The following is a 21734-nucleotide window of genomic DNA, read 5'->3' as shown; positions in this document are numbered from 1 at the left end:
GTGCAGGCATCGCTACTTGCGGGCGGTGAACCGGTTTGCCCCACGGCTGCCCCACGCGGAGCCGTTCAAGAAAAAACAAAAGCCCGTCAGGACCGGATATCCGCGTCCTGACGGGCTTTCTTCTCGGTGGGCGATACTGGGTTCGAACCAGTGACCTCTTCGGTGTGAACGAAGCGCGCTACCACTGCGCCAATCGCCCCGATGCCTTTGAATGCTAGCCGACCGGGCGGGGTTTATGGAAATCGAGACGGAACGCCGCTCGAATTACACCCCTGTCATTAGAAAAATCCCCTAGATTGCAGGGATCCAGGGGCATTGCCACGGTCGAGGGGCTCGCGATTTGGAGATTCCCTGAACCTCCTATAGAGTTCTTACTCGTTGGAACGCGAGGAAATGCCCGAAACGGCACGGATTCGGCGGCCCAAATGCGGACGTAGCTCAGCTGGTAGAGCACCACCTTGCCAAGGTGGATGTCGCGAGTTCGAATCTCGTCGTCCGCTCGCAGGACACTGTCACGGCAATGGTTTTTCGGAATCGGAGCTTACACGGTGGGTTGGCCGAGAGGCGAGGCAGCGGCCTGCAAAGCCGTTCACACGGGTTCGAATCCCGTACCCACCTCGGTGAAAACCATGGATTCCGGTTCGCGCCGGACGAAATGGGCGATTGGCGCAGCGGTAGCGCGCTTCCCTGACACGGAAGAGGTCACTGGTTCGATCCCAGTATCGCCCACCAAGCAAGGAAACTTGCTTCATGAAGTACGTCTGGCCACCGGCCAGGGTGTACTTCATACGCGGACGTAGCTCAGCTGGTAGAGCACCACCTTGCCAAGGTGGATGTCGCGAGTTCGAATCTCGTCGTCCGCTCTCTACCCCAGTAATAAATCCGAAATGGCCGGCCTTCCGGTTCCGGGCGATTGGCGCAGCGGTAGCGCGCTTCCCTGACACGGAAGAGGTCACTGGTTCGATCCCAGTATCGCCCACACACAGCAGCTCCCCGTGAGCTGCTTTTTTATTGCCCGGATACGCCGCACGGACTTTACAACATTTGTCACAGCGCCTTGGCACGCTCCGCAGAGAGGGCTAGGCTCGGTTGCGGAGGAGCGACCTGGCTCCGCGATTGAAGGGAGGTGCTCGTGGGACTGATTGACGATCTCAAGGGCAAGGCTCAGGGTCTCATCCACGGCAACGAGCGGGCCATCAAGGACGGCATCACCAAGGCCGGCGATTTTGTCGACTCAAAGACTGGCGGCAAGTACGCGGGTCACGTCGATAAGATCCAGGATGGCGCTTCCAAGCTCGTTGACAAGAACGACGGAACCCCCGGCGAGACCCCTGCCACCGAGCAGGCTCCGCCAGTCAACCCGGTTCCCCCGGTTGACAAGGCTCCGTAAGAAGGATTTGGCCAGGGCATTGCCCTAGCACGTCAAGGGGGTGCGGGTCCCGCCGGGAGGCGGCACCCGCGCCTTTGGCGTTTAACTGACGGTCCGGCCTCCCCGGCTGATGCCTAGGACGGCTCGTGGTTCTGGCCCTCGCGGGCGAGTGCAGTCAGGCGGGACACAGCACGGAAGTACTTCTTGGTGTACCCGCCGTGCATCATCTCGTCCGTGAAGAGCTTGTCGAAGGGGACGCCGCTGGCCAGGATGGGCACATCCTTGTCGTACAGGCGGTCCGCCAACACAACGAAACGAAGCGCCACGGCCTGTTCGGTGATGGTCTCCACATTGCGCCACACAACGCCGTCGATGCCGTCGATGAGCTGCCGGTAGCGGCTCGGGTGGACACCGGCCAGGTGGCCGATCAGTGAACTGAATTCGTCCTCTGCCACGGTCTTGCCGTTGAACTCGGCCTTCATCTGTGCGGCGAGCTGGCTGTTCTTCAGCGGTGCCGGGGCGGCGGGCAGCCCACGGTGGCGGAAGTCCTCGCCGTCGATCCTTATGACGTCGAACTGGTCCGCCAGGACCTGGATTTCACGGGCAAAGTCGACGGCGGCAAAGCGGCCGTCGCCCAGCGAACCCGGCAGCGTGTTGGACGTGGCAGCCAGCTTGACGCCGGCGTCGGCCAGTTCACGCATCAAGCGGGACATCAGCACGGTGTCACCCGGATCATCCAGCTCAAATTCGTCGATGCATACGAGCTTGTAGTGGCTCAGTGCCTCAACAGTCTTGCGGAACGAAAGGGCGCCCACGAGGTTGGTGTATTCCACAAACGTGCCGAAGGCCTTGGGGCCCGGGGCGGCATGCCACAGCGAGGCCAGCAGGTGGGTTTTGCCGACGCCGAATCCTCCGTCGAGGTAGATCCCCGCCCTGGTAGCGACCTTCTTGGTGAAGAACTTCTTGAACAGGCCGTCGCCGTCGCCGGCTCCAACTCCCCCTGCGAACCCTTCCAGCCCCTTGATCGCCGCCGCCTGGGACGGCTGGTTCGGGTCCGGCCGGTAGCTGGCAAAGGAGACCTGGCCGAACCGTGCGGACGGATAGAAACCCTTGAGGAGCTCATCCACCGAAACCGCCGGAGTGCGGGCGGCAAGCTGTTCGATCTGTACCAAGGTGGTCCGTTCTCTGGTGGGTTGTCCCCAGAAAGAATACCGGCAATGGCACTGGCCTCCCCCGCGGTGGCGCTGGCAAGGGCCCCGGCGTGACGAAGGCCATATTTCCCACTGTTAACAAAGAGGCGGACAGGGCGGCCGGCCGTGGCTAGTGTGGGAGGCAGGTTTTCCTTCTACAGCATCCGCCGTGTGTCTCAGTGAAAGGCCATCACCATGTCCTACGCAGTTGAACAGAACGAGAAGTTCGCCGCCTACGCCAGCCCGGAGCGCCTGGTGTCCACCGAATGGCTCGCAGCCGCCCTCCAAAGCGGCGCCTTGTCGGACGGAAACCTTGTCGTGGTCGAATCCGACGAGGACGTCCTCCTCTACGAGACCGGCCATATCCCCGGATCAGTCAAGATCGACTGGCACACGGACCTCAACGATGACGTGACCCGCGATTACGTGGACGGCGAGGCGTTTGCCGCCCTGGCCGCCGCCAAGGGCATCTCCCGCGACACCACGGTGGTCATCTACGGGGACAAGTCCAACTGGTGGGCCGCCTATGCGCTCTGGGTCTTTACGCTGTTCGGCCACGAGGATGTCCGGCTGCTCGACGGCGGCCGGGACAAGTGGATCGCCGAAGGCCGCGACCTGACCACGGAGCGGACCTCCCCGGCGCCCGGCGACTACCCGGTGATGGAGCGCAACGACGCCCCCATCCGCGCGTTCAAGGACGACGTCCTGGCCCACTTCGGCAAGCCGCTCATTGACGTCCGCTCCCCCGAGGAATACACCGGCCAGCGGACCCACATGCCGGCCTACCCGGAGGAAGGCGCGCTCCGCGGCGGCCACATTCCCACGGCAGCATCCATTCCCTGGGCACGCGCCGCTGCGCCGGACGGGACGTACCGCAGCCGGGAAGAGCTCGAGGCCCTCTACCTGGGCGAGGCCGGGCTGACCGCGGGCGATGACGTGGTGGCCTACTGCCGCATCGGCGAGCGTTCCAGCCACACCTGGTTCGCTCTCAAGTACCTGCTGGGCTTTGACACTGTCCGGAACTACGACGGCTCCTGGACCGAGTGGGGCAACGCCGTCCGTGTTCCCATCGCCAAGGGCACTGAACGCGGCACGGTCCCGGCGTAAACTGGAACAGATGAGTACACATGACCTGCCCGCCGCCTTGGCGGAAATCGTGGATGACTTCCAGGCACTGACCGAACCCGATCGGCTTCAGCTACTGCTTGAGTTCTCGCGCGAACTGCCGGAACTGCCGGACCGGCTGAAGGACCACCCCGAGCTCCTGGAGCAGGTGGTGGAATGCCAGTCGCCGCTGTTCCTGACGATTGAAACGGAAAAGAACGACGCCGGCCCGGCCGACGCCGTTCGGCTCTACTTCAAGGCGCCACCGGAAGCCCCCACGACGCGGGGTTTCGCCGGTGTGCTCCACGAGGGGCTCGACGGACTCAGCGCCGCTGAAATCCTGGCGGTGCCGGACGATATGCCGGAGCTGCTGGGCCTGACGCGGGCCATCACGCCACTGCGGATGCGTGGCATGACCGCCATGCTGGGACGGATCAAACGCAAGGTCGCCGCTACGTCCCGGCTTGCGTCCTGATCAGCTGACCTCCTAACAGGAAACTGAACGCTTTGGGACGCAAGAGTTCTTCAAACGGAACGCCGGCCACAGCCGCACTGGCTGCAGCCGGCGTTCCCTTTGTGCTGCATCCGTATGCCCACGATCCCTCCGCAGCCAGCTACGGCACGGAAGCCGCCGAAGCCCTGGGCATCGCTCCCGAAAAGGTCTTCAAAACCCTCATGGTCGAAGTGGAAGGCCGGCTGGCTGTGGGTGTTGTCCCGGTCAGCGGAAACCTTGACCTCAAGGCATTCGCCGCCGCCCTTGGCGCCAAGAAGGCTTCGATGGCAGATCCTGCGGCTGCTGAACGCCGCACCGGCTACGTCCTGGGCGGGATCTCGCCTTTGGGCCAGCGCCAGTCATCGCCCACGGTGGTGGACAGCAGCACCCTTGCCCTCGAAACGATGCTGGTTTCCGGTGGCAAGCGCGGACTGGACGTTGAGCTTGCGCCGGCGGACCTTATCCGGCTGACGTCCGCCGTGACGGCCGGCATCGGCACCCGCACACTTTAGCGGTTCTGCCCGGGATTAAGCCGCGGAGCCAACTGAGGCCGCAGCCACGCCTTGATCAGCTTCTCCCAGCGCTCGGGATCGACATTCCATTCCTTCGTGTGCCTGGCGTGATTGAACGTTTCGAACGTGACCATGTCCGGATTCCGCTCGGCCAAAAGCGCGGATGGTTCATAGGGAACGTACTCGTCATCAACGCTGTGGATGATCAGGGTGGGCGTCCGGACCTCCACAGCGCGCGCCACCCAGTCCATGGCCTTGAGGTCCACGGGTGCGGCCAGTCCGGTGAGCCTGCGGCCCACGGGGTGGCCCAGCATCAGTTGCCCGTAGCGGCCAACGAGGGACGGAATGCGGTTGATCTGCGCATGGTGGGCCAGCACATTGACCCAGTTGATGACGGGCGCGTCCAGGACCATGGCCCGGATCAGGTGACGGTGCGGCGAGAGATCGGCCGTCTGCAGGCAGATGGCACCGCCCATTGACCAGCCGAAGAGAACAATTTCCTCGGCGCCATTGGCCAGGGCAAACTCGATGGCGGCCTCTATGTCACGCCATTCCGTGGATCCCAGGCCGTACCGGCCGTCCTCGGCCGATGGCGCCAACCCGTCGTTCCGGTACGAGACAAGCAGGCTGGTGAGCCCCAGTTCGAGGGCGGGGCCTACCGCCCGGAGGGCCTCCTGGCGGGTTGCCCCACGGCCGTGAACCATGACTGCCCAGGTCCGGGACGTCCCGCCGGCCCGGACCAGCCATGCCGGTGCCGTGCCGCCGTCGACCTCAATCAGTACGTCCTCGGCCGCAAAGCCGGCCGTGGCGGGATCCGGGTAAAGCGCACCGCTCCACCATCCGCGGCGGGCCGTATCGAGATCGCCGGCATAGACGGCTTCCACTTCGCGCAGGACCGTGCCGTCCGCCGGCGAATAGGACACGATCCGCCCGATCCGGGCGTGCCCCTTCCCGCCGTCGAAAAACAACCCATAGACGCCCTCCACAGTGGTCTCCGGAGTGGCTGTCAGGATGACCTGGCGGCCGCCCCCTTCCCGGATCACGGCGAGGACTTCCTGGTCCGCCGTCCGCTGCCGGACGGGAGTAATCACACGCCGGGCAAAATAAAGCGCCAGCGCGGAGGAGCCTGTGGCCAGCAGGCCGGCAAGGGCCCCGCCGCCAATGACGCCGCCGAGCGCCCATTTGGCGCGCAGCGACATGCGGCCGTCGGCCTGGGTCGGAACTGCCGCCGTCAACGTGGAGGTGCGCGTGGAAGGTGCCATGGAACCATTCTTACTGCCGCAGACGGGTTGACCATATTCCGTCCGGCACGTGGCGCCGGAATTCTGCCGGCCCCGGGGACGCCGCCCGCATGACACCGCAACGGCCGTGCGGCCCAAATGGATGCAGCCACCGGTGCGCACGACTAGGCTGATGCCATGAGCGATCCAATCGTCATTCTGACCGAAGAACCCCTGGGCGCGGACGACCGCGTCAACATAGAACGCCTGGTGGACGGGCAGGACACGCCCCTTGTCCTGCTGGTTCCAGCGAACACTGAACGGCATCTGCTGGTGGATTTCCTTGAGAATCTCTCCCTGCTGGACGTTGCTAAGGCGTTCCGTGAACTGACCGCCCACGCCCCGGATCCCACGGCTGAACGGGCCGAGGCTGCAGAGACGCTGGCCGTCTCACTGGCTGCCCTGGAGGGGCTGGGCGGAGGAGTCACCGGCGAGGTAGTAGACGGTGGCGCCGTCAAAGGACTGGTGGCCAAGGTCAAGGAACTCGGCGCAGCCCAGGCAGTGGTGATCACCCGTCCTCACGCAGTTGCGGATACGTTCCACACGGACTGGGCCAACAAAGCCCAGGACCAGTTGGGGCTCCCCGTGCTCCACCTGTATGCCGGCTCGGGATTTATCGGCGACTCCTGAGCGTTGAGCTGACTATGAGCATCTTTGGTAAGGGCATCTTCGAGAACAAGGCCACGGATTCCGTGCCCGGTCCGGCCGCCGACTCCGTCGCTGCGGAACCCACCTACCGGAAATCCGACGCCGAGTGGCGACAGGAACTCACGCCGGAGGAATACCACGTGCTGCGGCAGGCGGGTACGGAGCGCCCCTTCACCGGCGAGTACGTGGACACCCATACGGAGGGTGTCTACCAATGCCGTGCCTGTGGCACCGAGCTCTTCCGGAGCAACGAAAAATTCGACTCGCATTGTGGCTGGCCGTCCTTCTGGGCACCGCTCGCCGAAGGCACCGTCCGTTACATCCACGACCGGACGCTCGGCATGAAGCGGGTGGAGGTACGGTGCGCGCACTGTGATTCACACCTGGGCCACGTATTTGAGGGTGAGGGCTACGGCACGCCCACGGACCAGCGCTTCTGCATCAATTCGGTGTCCCTGAAACTGGTGCCGCGCGGCGCTGCGGGGGACGATTCCACGAAGTCCTGAGTACGCCAGCCGTGGCTCCGCCTACATCTGGCGGAGCCACGAGGTGCCTCGAGCCCGAGAGTATCTTATGCTCAGGCTTGATTTGAGTTAGAGACTCTGGTTGCTTGCTACGCTCGCCGTAGATGCCCCAAGCAATGAGAAAGGCAGTCGCACCATGACCGTCACCGTGACCGTGGCCCCTAAGAGGATCACCGCCGAAAATCCCGCCTGGCTCCGCCTCAGGAGCGCCGCCGAATCCCTGCAGGCACTGCAGGTCCAGGACGGCTCCGTGCCTGATGCCGGCCATCACGCCGAGGCAGCCCTGCGGGTTGCCGCCATCACGGAGTCGGTTGCCGAACTGGCACCGCTGTTCCCGCACGACGCGGCCTACCTTGATGCCGTCGTCGCTGATTTCCAGGCGTGGGCCACGGCTGGATTCGCCGTCCCGGACTTCCTCGCATCGCTGCTGGCGTTCCAGCCCCAGCTGCAGCGCCAGGATGGCCTGCAGCATGTTGTCATCTTCCCCATGTACACCCAGAACGGAAGCAGCAGCCGGCTGGTGGAGGCCGTACTGATCGAGGTCATCTGGCCCGATTTTGTGGCCGGCCTCGAGGCCAGTGACTATTCCAACAAGCTCTTTGTGCCCATCCGGTTCCTGGACTTCACCCACGGCTACAACACCAACTCGGCGGTGCTGTTCCCCGAAACCGTGGCCGTGCGGGCGACACCCACCTTCACCTGGGGCGCTATTTTTGCGGACCGTGAAGCTGCCCGGTTCCGCCGGGTCCTGGGCGCGGCCGCAGACATTACCTCCCTGGACCTGCCCGCGGGCGCCGCGGAACTCCTGGCCGACCAGGAACTGGCCGAGGCCACGTTTGTGATGTGGGACCTGATTCATGACCGGACCCACATGCGCGGCGACCTTCCCTTTGACCCGTTCATGATCAAGCAGAGGATGCCCTACTTCCTGTATTCGCTGGAAGAACTGCGCTGCGACCTCACAGCCTTCCGGGAGTCCGTCCGGATCGAACAGGACGAAAACGCCGGGCCGGAAGCACGCCGGCACGCGAAACTGGTGCAGTACGCCATTATCTTCGATCGGATCTTCCGCTTCGCGATCACCGGCAACCGGGTGCGTAACTACGACGGCCTCGGCGGGCAACTGCTCTTTGCCTGGCTGCACCAGCACCACGTCCTGCACTGGACCGACAGCCGGCTCAGCATCGACTGGGACCAGGTGCCGGACGCGGTGATCGCCCTCGGCGCCTCGATCGACGAGCTCTACTGGCGCTCCATTGACCGGCCGAAGATGGCCCATTGGCTTGCCGCGTACCAGCTGATCTCCGCAACACTCACGCCCAACCCCGCATCAGTCTGGGCCAAGGGCCCCGACGCGCTTCCCGTTGCAGGTCCGCCCCGCGGCCTCACCGATCAGGTGCTGGACGACGAATTTCCGCTGTCCATGTTCTACGAAGCCATGGAGAAGAAAATGCGTCCAGTCATCGAATCCACCGCCGGCATCACCGGAGCGTCCGCGCTGTGAGCGAACCCGGCGCCCCGCGCGTTGTACCTGTTCCGGATAATTCCCTCGGGCTGAACGTCCTGGTCACCGGCGGCAGCGGACCGTCCGGGATCGCGGTGGCCCGGGCGTTGTACCGGGCAGGGTTCCGGGTCTCCACGGTCGGGTCGGACAGGACGCGCATCCACGCTGCTGCGAGGCAGGCGGGCGACGGCGTCACTCCCCTGGTGTGCGACCTTGCGGATCTCGCTGACGTCCAGGCCCTCCGGAAGACCCTGACGGACACCGCGGGGACCATGGACGGCGTCATCCACCTCGTGGGCGGCTGGCGCGGCGCCAAGGGCATCCCGGACCAGAGCGACGCCGATTGGGACTTCCTGGAGCGCGGCGCCATCACCACGCTCAGGAATGTGTCCCGGGTCTTTTACGGCGACCTGGCCGCCGCCGGAACCGGACGGTTTGCCATGGTGTCCTCCACCGCGGTGGACAAGCCCACGGCGGCGACGGCCAGCTACGTGGCGGCAAAGGCTGCCGCCGAGACCTGGACACTGGCGATGGCCGAGGGCCTGGCCCGCACGGCCACGGATGAGGGCACCGCCTTGCGCGGCGCCGCCGTCGTCCTGGTGGTGAAAGCGCTGGTGGACGCGGAACTCCGGAAGGCGCACCCGGAACGGACCTTCCCCGGCGCCACCGACGTCGAGGACCTGGCCGCCGCCGTCGTCGGACTGTTCAGCCGCCCCGCCGCCGAACTGAACGGCCGGCGCCTGCTCCTGACCCCCTGATCCACTGACCCCCTGACCGCAAATCCCAGGCTGGGCCCTGACCGCCCGGACCCCACCTCCCTAGACTAAGAACGTGAGCAAAGCAATGACAACAACGGCAGATGCCGCCCCCCGGCTTGAAAATCCCGCCGCCCGGCTGCATGACGCGTCCGTCCGCGGTTTCGCCTCGGACAACTACTCCGGTGTGCACCCCGAGGTCCTGGCCGCCCTAGCGGCAGCCAACGAGGGCCACCAGGTGTCCTACGGCGAGGACGACTACACGGCACGGCTGCAGGGGCTGATGGAGGATCACTTCGGCGCGGGCATCGAATGTTTCCCGGTGTTCAACGGCACGGGGGCCAACGTGCTGTCCCTGCAGTCGCTGCTCCCGCGCTGGGGTGCTGTGGTGTGCGCTTCGACGGCGCACATCAACATGGACGAAAACGGCGCTCCGGAACGGATCGGCGGGATAAAACTCCTGCATATCCCCACCCTGGACGGCAAGCTGACGCCGGAGCTGATTGACCGCGAGGCGTGGGGCTGGGGCGATGAACACCGGGCACAGCCGCTGGCAGTGTCCATCACGCAGACCACCGAGCTTGGCACCTGCTACACCCCGGATGAAGTCCGGGCTATTGCCGATCATGCCCACGCCAAGGGCATGAAACTCCACATGGACGGCGCGCGGCTGGCCAACGCCGCCGCACACCTGGACGTGCCGCTGCGGGCTTTCACGCGCGACGCCGGCGTGGACATCCTCTCCTTCGGCGGCACCAAAAACGGGCTGCTGTACGGCGAAGTGGTGGTGGCCCTGAACCCCGAAGCGGCCCACGGCCTGAAGTTCCTGCGCAAGATGAACATGCAGCTGGCCTCGAAAATGCGCTTCCTGTCCGCCCAGTTCATCGCCCTGCTGGAAGGCGACCTGTGGCTCCGTTCGGCGTCGCACGCCAACGCCATGGCCGCCCGCCTCCGCGCCGCGGTGGACACGATCGAGGGCGTCGAGCCCACACAGAAGACGGAGTCAAACGGCGTGTTTGCCGTCCTGCCGGCCGGCATAGCTGACCGCCTGCGGGAGTCCTTCCGGTTCTACGACTGGGATGAAGCCGCCCGCGAGGTCCGCTGGATGTGCTCCTTCGACACCAGCGAGGACGACGTCGACGCCTTTGTGGCCGCGATCCGACGGGAACTTGCGGCCCACCACGCGGGCAAGGAAGCCGGATAGCATGGACCGGCCGACGGCGAGCCTGCACTGCCCGCCCCCTGCCGTTGCGTAATCTGCGAAGGTGAACGCACTAGCCCAGGTTCCCCCGGATTTTCTCCACGCCTTGGGAGCCCTCAGGAAGGCCCAATGCCGCAGTGAACTGCGCCTGGCGGAAATTCCCGCCCCGGCGCGCCTGGCACCGTTCGCCGTGGCACTCGGGGCCGAGGTCATGGCGCCGGGACCGGGCAGCGGCACCACGCCCGTCCACGGGCCCGCCGCCATGGCTCTGGCGGCGGCGTCCGGCAGCGAGGACGACGACGACACCGAGCTGGCCACGGGCCGCTTCATCCTGCTGCACGACCCCGAAGGCTCAGCAGTCTGGGACGGCGAATTCCGGATTGTCACCTACATCCGGGCCCAGCTTGAGCCCGAGATGGGCAACGACGAAATGCTGGGCACCGTCGCCTGGACCTGGCTGGTCGAGGCGCTGGAGAACCACAAGGCCCCTTACCGGGCGGTCGGCGGGACCGCCACGCGCGTCCTGTCGGAGAGCTTTGGAACACTTTCCGACCGGCCCGGATCGATCGATATCGAGCTGCGCGCCTCCTGGACTCCGGCGTCCTCGGACGTTACTGCCCATCTGGAGGCGTGGTCCGACATGGTCTGCACGTTCGCCGGACTCCCCCCTCTGCCCGAGGGCGTCACGGCCCTTCCGCGCCGGCGCCGGAACTAGGACTGCCCCTTGTCGGTAAACTGAAGGCATCATGACCCCTCATATTCCGGAAAACACCACGGCCGGCGCTCCGGCTGCTGATACCACTCCCCACATCACGGTGGAAGGCTTCGACAGCCAGGTCCCCGTAGTCATTGACCTCGATGCACCGCGCGACGGCGTGCCGCTGGTTATCGAAACGCAGTCCGGGCTGGAGCGGTGTGCGGCAGCCATCGCCGCCGGAACAGGGCCCGCAGGGGTTGATGCAGAACGGGCCTCAGGATTCCGGTACGGCCAGCGCGCGTTCCTGGTGCAGATCCGGCGCGAAGGCTCCGGTACCTGGCTGATCGATCCTGAACCGTTCGAGAACCTGTCCATCATCAACGAGGCGCTCCAGGGGGTGGAATGGATCCTGCATGCAGCCAGCCAGGACCTGCCCTGCCTGTTGGAGCTGGGCATGTGGCCGGACAAGCTCTTTGACACGGAGCTCGCCGCGCGGCTGGCCGGCCTGCCACGCGTTGGCCTGGCTGCCGTCATCGAACAGCTGCTCGGGTTTGGCCTGGCGAAGGAACATTCGGCCGCCGACTGGTCCACCCGGCCGCTGCCCGAGCCGTGGCTGCGCTACGCGGCCCTTGACGTGGAAGTCCTGACCGAGCTGCGCGAAGAACTCATCGAACTGCTGCAGGCCGACGGCAAGCTGGAATACGCGGAGCAGGAATTTGCCGCGATCCTGGCCTCCGGCGTCGCCCCTCCCCGGGTTGACCCCTGGCGCAAGACGTCGGGCCTGCACCAGATCCGTGACCGGCGGCAGCTGGCCGCTGTCCGCGAAATGTGGCTGGAGCGCGATTCCCTGGCGCAGAAGCGCGATGTTGCGCCGGGACGGCTGATCCCTGATTCCGCGCTGGTGTCCGCCGCCAAGGCGATGCCGTCCACCGTTCCCCAGCTGCTCGGCACCAAGGGCTTCCATGGCCGTGCGGCTCAGCGTGAGGCACCCCGCTGGCTCCGGTGCATCGCCGCTGCCCGCGATCTTGAGGACCTTCCGCCGCTGCACCTGCCCACCAACGCACCGCCCCCGCCGCGGGTGTGGTCCGATCGCGACCCCGAGGCCGCCGCACGCCTGTCCACCGCCCGCCCGCTCCTGCAGGAAAAGGCGGAGGAACTGAACCTTCCCGTGGAGAACCTGCTGACGCCGGACTACCTGCGCCGCGTGGCGTGGCGTCCGCCGTCGGACATTACCGAAGAATCAGTGGCAGCTGAGCTGCGCGCCCTCGGTGCCCGCGAATGGCAGATCGGCGTGGTCGCACCGCTTCTCACGGACGCGTTCCTCAACCCGCAACCGCTGCCGGCCAAGGAAACCAAGGCAACCGCAGCCACCGAGTAAACGCCCCTCACCGAGCCTTGCACACTATGTTACTGACGAGTAACATAGTGTGCACTGCCGTCCCAGAGCGCTGCCCTTTGGCCTCCGGACGGCGCCAACGTCTCGATGAGGAGTAAACGTGAGCCACCACGGAAGCAGCGGATCCCCGCGAACTGTCCGCGACGTCGTTTTTGTTGACGGCGTCCGCACACCCTTCGGCCGAGCCGGCGAGAAAGGCATCTACGCCGGAACCCGCGCCGATGACCTGATGGTGAAGTGCATCCGCGAACTTCTGCGCCGCAACCCCACGCTGCCCGCGGCCCGGATTGACGAAGTCGCTGTCGCAGCCACCACCCAGACCGGCGACCAGGGCCTGACCCTCGGCCGCACAGCCGCCCTCCTGGCAGGGCTCCCCCGCACCGTCCCCGGCTTCGCCATCGACCGCATGTGCGCCGGCGCAATGACCGCAGTCACCACAACGGCGAGCGGTATCGGTTTCGGTGCCTACGACGTCGTCATCGCCGGCGGCGTGGAGCACATGGGCAACCACCCGATGGGCTCCGGCGCCGATCCAAACCCGCGCTTTATGTCCGAGCGGCTGGTTGACCCCGCGTCCCTGAACATGGGCAACACAGCGGAAAACCTGCATGACCGATTCCCCGCCATCACCAAGGCACGCACAGACGCCTACGCGGTTGCCTCGCAGGACAAACTCGCAGCCGCCTACGCCCAGGGCCAGATCCAGCCTGACCTCGTGCCGGTCGCTACCCTGAAGCCGGGACAGGGCTGGACTGTGAACAGTGTTGATGAACCGCCCCGCCCGGGTACCACGCTCGAGGACCTGGCGGCCCTGCGTACTCCCTTCCGCGCCCACGGCCGCGTCACGGCAGGCAACGCCGCCGGCCTGAACGACGGCGCCACGGCCGCCGTCCTGGCGTCCTCGGAAGCTGCCGCGGAACTGGGCCTGCCGGTCAAAATGCGGCTGGTCAGCTACGCCTACGTCGGCGTCGAACCCGAGGTTATGGGCATCGGCCCCGTGCCCGCCACCGAAAAAGCACTGAAGAACGCCGGCCTCGGCATTGAGGACATCGGGCTCTTCGAGATCAATGAAGCCTTCGCCGTGCAGGTCCTGAGTTTCCTGGACCACTTTGGAATTTCCGACGACGACCCCCGCGTCAACCGCTACGGCGGCGCCATCGCCGTGGGCCACCCTCTCGCGTCCTCAGGCGTCAGGCTGATGAACCAGCTTGCCCGGCAGTTCGAAGAAGACCCCTCCGTCCGGTACGGGATCACCACCATGTGCATAGGCTTGGGCATGGGCGCCACCGTCATCTGGGAAAACCCGCGTCATCCCGATTACAGCGGTGCCGTCGCAGCAGACGGCCACGAAGCAGTCACAGTAGCCACCACCGAAGGAGCCGCCGCATGAGCGCCGCCGATTTCACCAAGCTTGCCGAGCTCTTCCCCGACGAAACCGTGACCCACTCGTACGTCCAGGACATCAAGCTGCCAGCCGCCGCGGGCCTGCAGAGCCCTGGGGTGTTCGCGCTGATCACCCTGGACAACGGACTGGACCATTCCAAACCCACCACACTGGGCCCCAATACCCTGGTGGAACTGGGCACGGTCCTCGAGGGCCTGAAGGAGCGTGCAGCCCGCGGCGAGATCGTGGGTGTGGGCGTGACGGGCAAGCCGTACTTCCTCGTGGCCGGCGCCGACCTGTCCGCGGTGAAGTCGCTGGAGAACCGCGATCATGGCCTGTGGATGGCGCAGCTCGGGCATGACGTTTATGCCACGCTGGCCAACCTCGGCGTCCCCAGCTTCGCGTTCATCAACGGCGTTGCCCTGGGCGGCGGCCTGGAGATCGCCCTGCAGTCCACGTACCGCACGGCGTCCACCGGCGCCGGTGCATTGGCGCTTCCCGAGGCTTTCATCGGCCTGGTCCCAGGCTGGGGCGGCGTCTACATCCTGCCGCGCCTGATCGGACCTGAGAACGCGGTCAAGGTGATGATCGAGAACCCGCTCAGCAACAACCGGACGCTCAACGGGCAGCAGGCCTTCCAGCTTGGTATCGCCGACGCCCTGTTCGAACCGGCAGACTTCCTGGAACAGTCCCTTGCGTGGGCGGCCACGGTCATCACCGGCGAGGTGGTCCCGGCACGGGCCACCTCCGTGGACCCCGCTGATCCGGCTGTTGCCGGGCGCTGGTCCGCAGCCGTTGCCGCCGGCCGGACTTTCGTGGAGGCCAAGACCTCCAACGCCTCGCCTGCGCCGGCCAAGGTCCTGGACATCCTCGAAGCCAACCGGACAATGTCCCAGGCCGATTCCGCCGCGCTCGAGTGCGAGACCCTTGCCGGCCTGATGCAGACCGACGAGTTCCGCGCCACCGTCTACGCGTTCCTTGACCTGGTCCAGAAGCGTTCCAAGCGGCCTGCCGGCGCACCGGACCGTAAGCTCGCCCGTCCGGTCACCAAGATCGGCGTCGTGGGTGCGGGCCTGATGGCCAGCCAGCTGGCCCTTTTGTTCGCCCGCCAGCTCAAGGTCCCCGTAGTGATGACGGACATCGACCAGGCCCGAGTGGACAAGGGCGTGGGCTACGTCCATGCCGAGGTGGACAAGCTCCTCGGCAAGAAACGGATCAGCCAGGACGCAGCCAACCGCACCAGGGCGCTGGTCACGGGATCGGTCTCCAAGGAAGCCTTCGCGGACGCCGACTTTGTTATCGAGGCCGTCTTCGAAGAGCTGAACGTCAAGAAGCAGGTCTTCGCCGAGGTGGAGGCAATCGTCTCGCCGGACTGCATCCTCGCCACCAACACGTCCTCGCTGTCCGTCACGGCCATGGCCGAAGCCCTCGCGCACCCCGAACGGCTGGTGGGCTTCCACTTCTTCAACCCGGTGGCCGTGATGCCGCTGCTCGAAATCGTGCGCGCCCCCAAGACCGACGACGCCGTGCTGGCCACCGCTTTTGAGCTCGCCAAGGGCCTGAAGAAGACCGCGGTGCTGGTCAAGGATGCGCCGGCCTTTGTAGTCAACAGGATCCTGCTGCGGCTGATGGGCGAAGTGACGGCCGCGTTCGACGAAGGCACCCCTGCCGAGGTGGCCGACACGTCGCTGCGTCCCATGGGCCTGCCGATGACCCCGTTCACGCTGGGTGCCATGGTGGGCCTGCCGGTGGCCCAGCATGTCCAGGAGTCCCTGCACGCCGCCTTCGGAGACCGCTTTGCCGTGTCCACGAACCTGCAGAAACTGATCGAGAACGGCGTGAAATCGCTCTGGGCAGCGTCGGCCGATGGCTCCCAGGAGATCCCGGAGTCCACCCTGTCGCTGATGTCCTTCGGCCGGTCAGCGTCCACCGGGGACGATGTGCTGCGCCGCGTCCAGGACGCCCTGGCCGAGGAGATCGGGCTGATGCTGGATGAGGGCGTGGTGGCCGGTCCTGAAGACATCGACCTCTGCATGATTCTGGGCGCTGGCTGGCCGATGTTCCTGGGCGGCATCACGCCGTACCTGGACCGTGTTGGCGCCTCCGAACGGGTCAACGGCAGGCGGTTCCTGGCGCCCGGCGTCGCGTCCGGTGTGGCGGATCAGTCCTCCGAATCAGTCAGCCCGGATGCAGCCACCCCGGAATCAGTCCGCGGGTAGCAGGCGGCCGGCCTCGATGCGCACCAGCCGGTGCGCGATGGACCGGGCGTAGTCCAGGTCATGGGTGACCAGCACGACGGCGGTGCCCTCCGCCGTCGTGCTGCGCACCACCCGGTCCAGCGCGGCCAGCCCATGGCCGTCCAGGGAAACGGTCGGTTCGTCCAGTGCAAGGACTGAGGGACGCCGGGCAAGCACTGTGGCCAGTGCCAGAAGCCGCTGCTGGGACGCGGGCAGTTCGGCCGGGTGCCGCCCGGCAAGGTGCTCCAGGCCAACGGCGGCGAGGGCCTGCTGCACCGCCTGGTCAGCCGCCGGCTGCCCAGGCTCGAGCCCGAAGCGGACTTCGCGTTCCACGGTCCGCTCAAACAGCTGGTCCCTGGGCTGCTGGAAGAGGAGCCCGACGTCGGCGGCCACGCGTCCCGCAGGCTGTCCACCGATGTTCCGTCCCCTGACCAGCACGCTGCCTGCCGTGGGCTGGAGCAAGCCGTTGAGGTGCCTCAGGAGCGTGGACTTTCCGGCGCCGTTGGGACCTGCCACAGCCAGGATCTCGCCCGCGCTGACGGCCAGGCTCAGTCCGTGCAGGACCGGGTCAGCAGGCGGGCCCGGTTGTGCCCTGAACCAGCCTCTGCGCTGCGTCCCCCGGTATGTGAACGAGACGTCACGCAGCTCCAAAGCCGGCGGACCGTCGACGACTGCTGGAAAACCGGGTTCTGCCAGCGGCAGGGGACCTGCCTGCGGGCGGGGGCAAACCACGCCAGCCAGTTCCAGCGCCCCGGCAGCCACGATTTCTGCCGGCGAGCCAGCCGCGGCCACGGTACCGCCGGCAAGGACCAGCCAGGTATCGGCGTTGTGCAGGAAGGCATCGGCCCGCTGGCTCAGGACTACGACGGCGGTGCCGTCCTGGACGAGGTTCCGCACCAGGGCGGCGAGGTCTTCGGCTCCGTCCGTGTCGAGGGAGGCGAAGGGTTCGTCCATGATGAGAACCTCGGGGCGGGAAATGACCGCGCAGCCGATGGCCAGGCGGCGCAGCTGGCCACCGGAAAGCGTGGGAGGATCCCGGTCCAATAACATGGTCAGGCCCGTCAGTGCTGCCGTGTGCCGGACGGCGCCGGCCATCGTCGCACGGTCAATCCCCGCGTTTTCCAGCCCGAAGGCCAGCTCCTCGGCCACCGTGGCACGGATAGTGGACAAGGCGGCCGCTGGATCCTGCGGCACAAAGCCCACCTGGCGGCCCCAGCTCCCGGGATCGATCCGCGGATCGGCAGCTGTTCCGATGAACCGGAGGCACGTGCCGGCAAGCTCGAGAAAACCCGTGAGTGTCCCGCCGTCGCCGGGCAGCAACCAGCCGGCGAGCAGGCGTCCCAGGGTTGACTTGCCGCTGCCGGACCCGCCGAGCACGGCTGTCAGCGATCCCGCGGCGAAGGCCACGTCGAGCCCCGCCAGAACCGGTTCCTGCTCGCCGGAGAAGACAAATTCTTCGATACCCGCGGCCAGAGCCGGAGGTGAGCTTTGCCCCACTAAGAAGCACCCGCCGTCGGCTGCCAGAGACGGGCGGCGATGGCCGCCACCGCCGCCAACACCAGCACGAGGCGAACCCACCGCTGGACCGGAGAATCCTGGACCGCCCGGTAACTGGTGCGATGCCCGGTGCTGCCGAACCCGCGGGCCTGTAAGGCTGCCGAGCGGGTGCCGGCATCCTCCACGAGGGACAGCACCAGGGGAACTGCCTGCCATCGGAACGCGCCTGCGCGCCCGACAATTCCAGGCATGATCACCAGGCCACGCGCTTCCTGGGCCTGCCGGATCCGCCCCAGCCGTGAACTGATGGCCGGCAGCAGTGTCAGGGTGGAGGCGAGCACAAACGCGAACCGCGCGTGGACGCCGCGGGCGGACAGGGCCGCCACAAGGTCCGGGACGCTTATGGTGAAAGAACATAGCAGCAGCACCAGCACCGCCGCGGAAAGCTGTGCAGCCCGCTGGAGGGCAAAATGGAGCCCTTCCACGGTGACCCGCGCAGGGCCCCATTGCGCCAGGACCGTGGTGCCCTCAGGAAAAAAGAGTCCGTGCATGGCCAGCAGTGACAGGACCAGCGGAGCCAGGATGACCGCCACCACAGGCAGCATCCGGCGGGCCACTCCCCCGGCTACCGACAAGCCCGCGGCCGCGGCGATCACGGTGAGGGACAGCGGCCAGCTGGCAGCCGCCGTCGTGATGACTGCAGTGCTGCCGGCAGCCGCCAGCGACGTCAGCGGGTGAAGACGCATCAGGGCCGGGTCAGGCGTCCTGGCCGGTGGATTTGCCGGTGGATCCGCCGGTGGGCCGGCTGATGGCTGTTCCGGCCAGCACGCGGTACCGCCGGACAAACGGGAACTGCAGGCGGGTGCGGCGCGGCAGGGCGTACACCAGGACGGCCACCAACGTGAAGACGATGGCCTTGTCCATGGGGTCCGAGATGAGGGCCTGCTTGGTGATGGCCGCCAGGAGGGTGTCACCCATGGAGCGGAAGGCGCTGACGATGGCGCCGGTGGCCAGGCCGGAGGTGCCGCCGAAGACGAACGCGGCAACGGGAGCGGAGACCACACCGCCGATGATGCCGGCCAGGAACCCTGCCACCGGCGCCAGGTAGAAGCGCCGGAACAGGCCGTGGCGCGCGGCGACGCCGGCCAGGAAGCCGATCAGGGCGGCACCGGCGGCGAACGGCAGGACGGTGGGGTTGAAGAAGGACCAGACAATGCTGCTGAGGGCACCCGTGGCTGCTCCGGCGGCGGGTCCGGCCAGGACGGCGATCAGGACGGTGCCGATGGCGTCGAGGTAGAAGGGCACCAAGGTGCTGCCCACGAACTGGCCCAGGACAATGTTCAGCACCAGTGCCACCGGGATCAGCACCAGCGTGGATACGGGCAGCGTGGGCAGCACGCCGATGATCAGCAGCACGGCCCCGATGAGGAAGCCGGACAGGGCGATCAGTGCCGACGCGCTGCCGGGGCCGCCGGTGATGTCCGCGGGCTGGTTCAACACCAGGTAGATGTACGTGCCGGCGATGGCCAACGCTCCGAGGGTTTCCAGCAGGCGGCGGTTCCGGGCAGTGGCCGGGGACGGCAAGGTGAGGGAGGGCGATGACATGGCGTTCCTTCTGGGATGCAGGCTGTGGCGCCCGGATGGCCCGGGCAGTGAGGAACGCCGCCTATGTCACCTCGGCGGCAGCCGGGGGCGTCTGCGCCGGCCCGGATCCGGCATCAGTCTACCGGTTCCGGAATCCCGGCATGGTGACGGGCAGGGATACCCTTGGACGAGGAAGGGGTGGTCAAGCTTGTGGCCGAGCGGTCCACCGGCCGCGCGGGGACCGTACTGGATCCATCCGGCCCTCATGGAAGTGGTGGAGAACGCCCTGCTCGCGCTGGACGTGGACTTACCTGAAACGCGCCGCTGTAGGGCGGACGTTCAGCGCAGCCGCGCCGCGAGGCCGCCGACGGACCGTATCAATTCCCCGAAGGCCTGCTCCGGGTTGTTGTTCGAGACGATCCGGGCATTTGGCGGGTGATTCCACAGGCTCCGGTAATCGGCCACGGTGGTCCCCATCAGCAGGGTCGATTCAACCTCGACGTCCACAGTGGCCAGGCGGGTTGCGTAATCGAGAGTCCCGGCGGCCACACCGGCAGCGAAGTAGTCGTGGACGTGCGCCAGGTAGCCCTGGCCGTAGAGACGGTGAAACTCAAAGTAGAAGCGCAGGGCATCGGACAGGTGCCGCACCAGCGGACTGTCGGCCGTGCTCCTGAGCCCTTCAGGCTGCTTCGGCAGGACCAGCTCCCGCTCACTGCAGCCGGCCGCCTCCGCGAGCCGCAACACATGCTCCGGCCGCAGCTCGATCCGCTCAGTGGTGTCCAGTGAACAGACAATGGGCAGCCGGTCCAGCGGCAGGCCGCGGTAGGCCGCATAAACTTCCTTGGCCGCCTGCGGATCGACGTGCGTATTCCATTCGGCGGTGGGAGTGGTGTTCCCCTGGTGGTAGAAGCTGCCACCCATGATCACCACCTTGCCCAGCAGTTCGGGCAACCGCGGTTCGCGGCGGATGGCCAGCGCGAAGTTCGTCAGCGGCGCCGTGATCAGGGCCGTGAGCTCCCCCGGTCTGGCCCGGGCCGCCTCCACCCACAGGTCGGCGGCGGGTCGCGCCGAGACCGTCCCGGACGGCGGCGGCAGGACGGCGTGTCCAATGCCCTGGGGTCCGTGGGTTTCCGGCGTTGTCACCAGCGGAATGCTCAGCGGAGCGAATGCGCCGACGGCGACCTCCACGTCTGTGCGTCCGCACAGTTCCAGCATGGCGAGGGTGTTTCGCGCCACCTGGTGTGCGTCCACGTTCCCGGGCGACGCCGTCACGGCCACAAACTCCATGTCCGGCAAGGAGGCCAGGTAGGCCAGCGCCAAGGCGTCGTCAATCCCGGTATCCACGTCCAGCAGCAGCTTGGTCATCGTCAGGGTTTCCTAAAAGAGTGCCGCTTTGGGGACCTTCGGGAAGATCGCATCCAGTTCGGCGAGTTCGGCCGGCGACGGTACCCAGGCGACAGCGGCCGCATTTTCACGGATCTGCTCCGGCCTGGTGGCCCCGGCGATCACGCTGCTGACGGCAGGCTGGGCCGCGAGCCAGGAGAAGGCCACCTGGATCTCGGTCAGGCCGCGGTCGGCCGCGAAGGAACTGAAACGCTGGAGCTGGTCCCAGTCTGCGTCGCGCACCATGTTGGTCCGCGTATGGCTCAGCCGCGACCCCGCCGGAGCCGAGCCCGGAGAATACTTGCCCGTCAGCAGGCCGTTGGCCAGCGGGAAGTAGGGCAGGACACCCAGGCCGTAGGCTTCTGCCGCCGGGGTGACCTCGAGTTCTGCCCGCCGGTCCAAGAGGTTGTAGTGATTCTGCGTGGAGATAAAACGGGTGCCACCGGCGGCCCTGGCCACAAATTCCGCCTCGGCAATCTGCCAGCCGGCGCGGTTGGAGTGTCCGATGTAGCGGACCTTGCCGCTGGAGACAAGGTCATCGAGAGCACCCAGCGTCTCCTCGATGGGGGTCAGGGGGTCGGGCGTGTGGAACTGGTAAAGGTCGATCCAGTCAGTGCCCAGCCGCCGCAGCGACGCCTCCACCGCACGGACTATGTAGCGCCGGGACCCCCGGGCCCCAAAGTCGTTGCCATTGGCACCCCGGACGTCCATGCCGAACTTGGTGGCTACCACCGCATCATCCCGTTTGCCGGCCAGGGCCTTGCCCAACATCGTCTCGCTGAGTCCGGGCTCACGCCCGTAGTTGTCAGCAACATCGAAAAGCGTCACGCCGGCGTCGAGGGCGGCATGAACGACGGCGTCAGTCCCCGCCTGCGATTCGGTCACTGTGTTGGCGCGGCCCAGGTTGTTGCAACCGAGCCCCACCACGGAGACGGTCAGCCCGGATTTTCCCAGGCGTCGGTAGTCAGGCATGGAT

At 66.6% G+C, this 21734-nt stretch carries 20 protein-coding genes and 6 tRNA genes; 18 read left to right on the top strand and 8 right to left on the bottom strand.

Annotated elements, in window-relative coordinates:
• Positions 1 to 127: 127 nt before the first annotated feature.
• Positions 128 to 199, bottom strand: a tRNA-Val gene (locus tag ASG77_RS11400).
• 228 nt (positions 200 to 427) lie between these two features.
• Here ASG77_RS11400 and ASG77_RS11395 point away from each other — a divergent pair.
• The 6 genes from ASG77_RS11395 (at position 428) to ASG77_RS11370 (ending at position 1390) form a co-directional block, all read left to right on the top strand.
• Positions 428 to 500, top strand: a tRNA-Gly gene (locus ASG77_RS11395).
• Positions 501 to 547: 47 nt separating this feature from the next.
• Positions 548 to 618: transfer RNA gene (locus tag ASG77_RS11390), tRNA-Cys, on the top strand.
• Between the two features lie 39 nt (positions 619 to 657).
• Positions 658 to 732, top strand: a tRNA-Val gene (locus ASG77_RS11385).
• A 58-nt stretch (positions 733 to 790) separates the two neighbouring features.
• Positions 791 to 863: transfer RNA gene (locus tag ASG77_RS11380), tRNA-Gly, on the top strand.
• 44 nt (positions 864 to 907) lie between these two features.
• Positions 908 to 979 (top strand) — tRNA-Val (locus ASG77_RS11375).
• Positions 980 to 1132: 153 nt separating this feature from the next.
• The gene (locus ASG77_RS11370; RefSeq protein WP_056345969.1) at positions 1133 to 1390 is read left to right on the top strand and encodes an antitoxin; all 258 of its coding nucleotides are present in this window, start codon (positions 1133 to 1135) and stop codon (positions 1388 to 1390) included.
• A gap of 113 nt (positions 1391 to 1503) precedes the next feature.
• Here ASG77_RS11370 and zapE read toward each other — a convergent pair whose 3' ends face one another.
• The gene (gene zapE / locus ASG77_RS11365) at positions 1504 to 2541 is read right to left on the bottom strand and encodes a cell division protein ZapE (RefSeq protein ID WP_056345434.1); all 1038 of its coding nucleotides are present in this window, start codon (positions 2539 to 2541) and stop codon (positions 1504 to 1506) included.
• Between the two features lie 213 nt (positions 2542 to 2754).
• Between zapE and ASG77_RS11360 the strand changes: the two genes are divergently transcribed.
• Genes ASG77_RS11360 through ybaK form a run of 3 tightly spaced genes read left to right on the top strand, consistent with a single transcriptional unit; the run spans position 2755 to position 4668 of the window.
• Positions 2755 to 3666 (top strand): sulfurtransferase, encoded by a 912-nt coding sequence (locus ASG77_RS11360; protein WP_056345430.1) that lies wholly within the window; start codon positions 2755 to 2757, stop codon positions 3664 to 3666.
• Positions 3667 to 3676: 10 nt separating this feature from the next.
• Positions 3677 to 4138, top strand: a complete 462-nt coding sequence (locus ASG77_RS11355) for a SufE family protein (protein ID WP_056345427.1) — start codon at positions 3677 to 3679, stop codon at positions 4136 to 4138.
• Between the two features lie 32 nt (positions 4139 to 4170).
• Complete coding sequence (gene ybaK / locus ASG77_RS11350) at positions 4171 to 4668, top strand: Cys-tRNA(Pro) deacylase (RefSeq protein WP_056345424.1); 498 nt, start codon at positions 4171 to 4173, stop codon at positions 4666 to 4668.
• On the opposite strand, the gene ASG77_RS11345 is transcribed toward ybaK, so the two are convergent.
• The gene (locus ASG77_RS11345; protein ID WP_156380310.1) at positions 4665 to 5867 is read right to left on the bottom strand and encodes an alpha/beta hydrolase family protein; all 1203 of its coding nucleotides are present in this window, start codon (positions 5865 to 5867) and stop codon (positions 4665 to 4667) included. The genes ybaK and ASG77_RS11345 overlap by 4 nt on opposite strands.
• A 219-nt stretch (positions 5868 to 6086) precedes the next feature.
• On the opposite strand from ASG77_RS11345, the gene ASG77_RS11340 reads away from it, so the two are divergent.
• From ASG77_RS11340 to ASG77_RS11300, 9 genes are all read left to right on the top strand, one after another.
• Positions 6087 to 6578 carry a hypothetical protein gene (locus ASG77_RS11340; protein ID WP_056345418.1) on the top strand — a complete coding sequence of 164 codons (492 nt, stop codon included), beginning with the start codon at positions 6087 to 6089 and terminating at the stop codon, positions 6576 to 6578.
• Between the two features lie 14 nt (positions 6579 to 6592).
• A complete protein-coding gene (gene msrB / locus ASG77_RS11335) occupies positions 6593 to 7102 on the top strand; it encodes a peptide-methionine (R)-S-oxide reductase MsrB (protein WP_082575976.1) in 510 nt (169 codons plus the stop codon).
• 154 nt (positions 7103 to 7256) lie between these two features.
• On the top strand, positions 7257 to 8624 hold the full coding sequence (locus ASG77_RS11330; protein WP_056345415.1) for a DUF6421 family protein: 1368 nt from the start codon (positions 7257 to 7259) through the stop codon (positions 8622 to 8624).
• Positions 8621 to 9382, top strand: coding sequence for an SDR family oxidoreductase (locus tag ASG77_RS11325; RefSeq protein ID WP_082575975.1), 762 nt, complete (start codon positions 8621 to 8623; stop codon positions 9380 to 9382). The genes ASG77_RS11330 and ASG77_RS11325 overlap by 4 nt, the downstream gene beginning before the upstream one ends.
• A gap of 85 nt (positions 9383 to 9467) precedes the next feature.
• A complete protein-coding gene (locus ASG77_RS11320) occupies positions 9468 to 10583 on the top strand; it encodes a threonine aldolase family protein (RefSeq protein WP_056345413.1) in 1116 nt (371 codons plus the stop codon).
• A 61-nt stretch (positions 10584 to 10644) separates the two neighbouring features.
• Complete coding sequence (locus tag ASG77_RS11315; RefSeq protein ID WP_056345410.1) at positions 10645 to 11295, top strand: DUF3000 domain-containing protein; 651 nt, start codon at positions 10645 to 10647, stop codon at positions 11293 to 11295.
• Positions 11296 to 11326: 31 nt separating this feature from the next.
• On the top strand, positions 11327 to 12655 hold the full coding sequence (locus tag ASG77_RS11310; RefSeq protein ID WP_056345407.1) for an HRDC domain-containing protein: 1329 nt from the start codon (positions 11327 to 11329) through the stop codon (positions 12653 to 12655).
• A gap of 118 nt (positions 12656 to 12773) precedes the next feature.
• Positions 12774 to 14063, top strand: a complete 1290-nt coding sequence (locus ASG77_RS11305) for a thiolase family protein (protein ID WP_056345405.1) — start codon at positions 12774 to 12776, stop codon at positions 14061 to 14063.
• Positions 14060 to 16276, top strand: coding sequence for a 3-hydroxyacyl-CoA dehydrogenase NAD-binding domain-containing protein (locus tag ASG77_RS11300; protein ID WP_056345401.1), 2217 nt, complete (start codon positions 14060 to 14062; stop codon positions 16274 to 16276). Before ASG77_RS11305 ends, ASG77_RS11300 begins: the two co-directional genes overlap by 4 nt.
• On the opposite strand, the gene ASG77_RS11295 is transcribed toward ASG77_RS11300, so the two are convergent.
• The 5 genes from ASG77_RS11295 to ASG77_RS11275 form a co-directional block, all read right to left on the bottom strand.
• Positions 16262 to 17791: an ABC transporter ATP-binding protein gene (locus tag ASG77_RS11295; RefSeq protein ID WP_056345399.1), complete on the bottom strand. Its 1530-nt coding sequence runs from the start codon at positions 17789 to 17791 to the stop codon at positions 16262 to 16264. The two genes, ASG77_RS11300 and ASG77_RS11295, sit on opposite strands and share 15 nt — an antisense overlap.
• Positions 17791 to 18537 (bottom strand): energy-coupling factor transporter transmembrane component T, encoded by a 747-nt coding sequence (locus tag ASG77_RS11290; RefSeq protein WP_056345396.1) that lies wholly within the window; start codon positions 18535 to 18537, stop codon positions 17791 to 17793. Before ASG77_RS11290 ends, ASG77_RS11295 begins: the two co-directional genes overlap by 1 nt.
• A gap of 10 nt (positions 18538 to 18547) precedes the next feature.
• Complete coding sequence (locus tag ASG77_RS11285) at positions 18548 to 19396, bottom strand: hypothetical protein (RefSeq protein ID WP_056345393.1); 849 nt, start codon at positions 19394 to 19396, stop codon at positions 18548 to 18550.
• 318 nt (positions 19397 to 19714) lie between these two features.
• Complete coding sequence (locus ASG77_RS11280; protein WP_056345389.1) at positions 19715 to 20740, bottom strand: nucleoside hydrolase; 1026 nt, start codon at positions 20738 to 20740, stop codon at positions 19715 to 19717.
• Positions 20741 to 20752: 12 nt separating this feature from the next.
• Complete coding sequence (locus ASG77_RS11275; protein ID WP_056345386.1) at positions 20753 to 21730, bottom strand: aldo/keto reductase; 978 nt, start codon at positions 21728 to 21730, stop codon at positions 20753 to 20755.
• Between the last annotated feature and the right edge of the window lie 4 nt (positions 21731 to 21734).

It is taken from the genome of Arthrobacter sp. Soil762, from assembly GCF_001428335.1.
GTDB lineage: Bacteria > Actinomycetota > Actinomycetes > Actinomycetales > Micrococcaceae > Arthrobacter.
Note: the sequence above shows the minus strand (reverse complement) of the source record. Positions and strands in the feature narration are given on the sequence as shown.

Excerpts from the sequence above, each read along its gene's own strand:
- ASG77_RS11300 (WP_056345401.1), top strand. The coding sequence starts at position 14,060 with ATGAGCGCCGCCGATTTCACCAAGCTTGCCGAGCTCTTCCCCGACGAA.
- ASG77_RS11275 (WP_056345386.1), bottom strand. The coding sequence starts at position 21,730 with ATGCCTGACTACCGACGCCTGGGAAAATCCGGGCTGACCGTCTCCGTG.
- ASG77_RS11345 (WP_156380310.1), bottom strand. The coding sequence starts at position 5,867 with ATGTCGCTGCGCGCCAAATGGGCGCTCGGCGGCGTCATTGGCGGCGGG.
- ASG77_RS11340 (WP_056345418.1), top strand. The coding sequence starts at position 6,087 with ATGAGCGATCCAATCGTCATTCTGACCGAAGAACCCCTGGGCGCGGAC.
- msrB (WP_082575976.1), top strand. The coding sequence starts at position 6,593 with ATGAGCATCTTTGGTAAGGGCATCTTCGAGAACAAGGCCACGGATTCC.
- ASG77_RS11320 (WP_056345413.1), top strand. The coding sequence starts at position 9,468 with ATGACAACAACGGCAGATGCCGCCCCCCGGCTTGAAAATCCCGCCGCC.
- ASG77_RS11290 (WP_056345396.1), bottom strand. The coding sequence starts at position 18,537 with ATGCGTCTTCACCCGCTGACGTCGCTGGCGGCTGCCGGCAGCACTGCA.
- ASG77_RS11360 (WP_056345430.1), top strand. The coding sequence starts at position 2,755 with ATGTCCTACGCAGTTGAACAGAACGAGAAGTTCGCCGCCTACGCCAGC.
- ASG77_RS11285 (WP_056345393.1), bottom strand. The coding sequence starts at position 19,396 with ATGTCATCGCCCTCCCTCACCTTGCCGTCCCCGGCCACTGCCCGGAAC.
- ASG77_RS11280 (WP_056345389.1), bottom strand. The coding sequence starts at position 20,740 with ATGACCAAGCTGCTGCTGGACGTGGATACCGGGATTGACGACGCCTTG.
- ASG77_RS11355 (WP_056345427.1), top strand. The coding sequence starts at position 3,677 with ATGAGTACACATGACCTGCCCGCCGCCTTGGCGGAAATCGTGGATGAC.
- ASG77_RS11310 (WP_056345407.1), top strand. The coding sequence starts at position 11,327 with ATGACCCCTCATATTCCGGAAAACACCACGGCCGGCGCTCCGGCTGCT.
- ASG77_RS11330 (WP_056345415.1), top strand. The coding sequence starts at position 7,257 with ATGACCGTCACCGTGACCGTGGCCCCTAAGAGGATCACCGCCGAAAAT.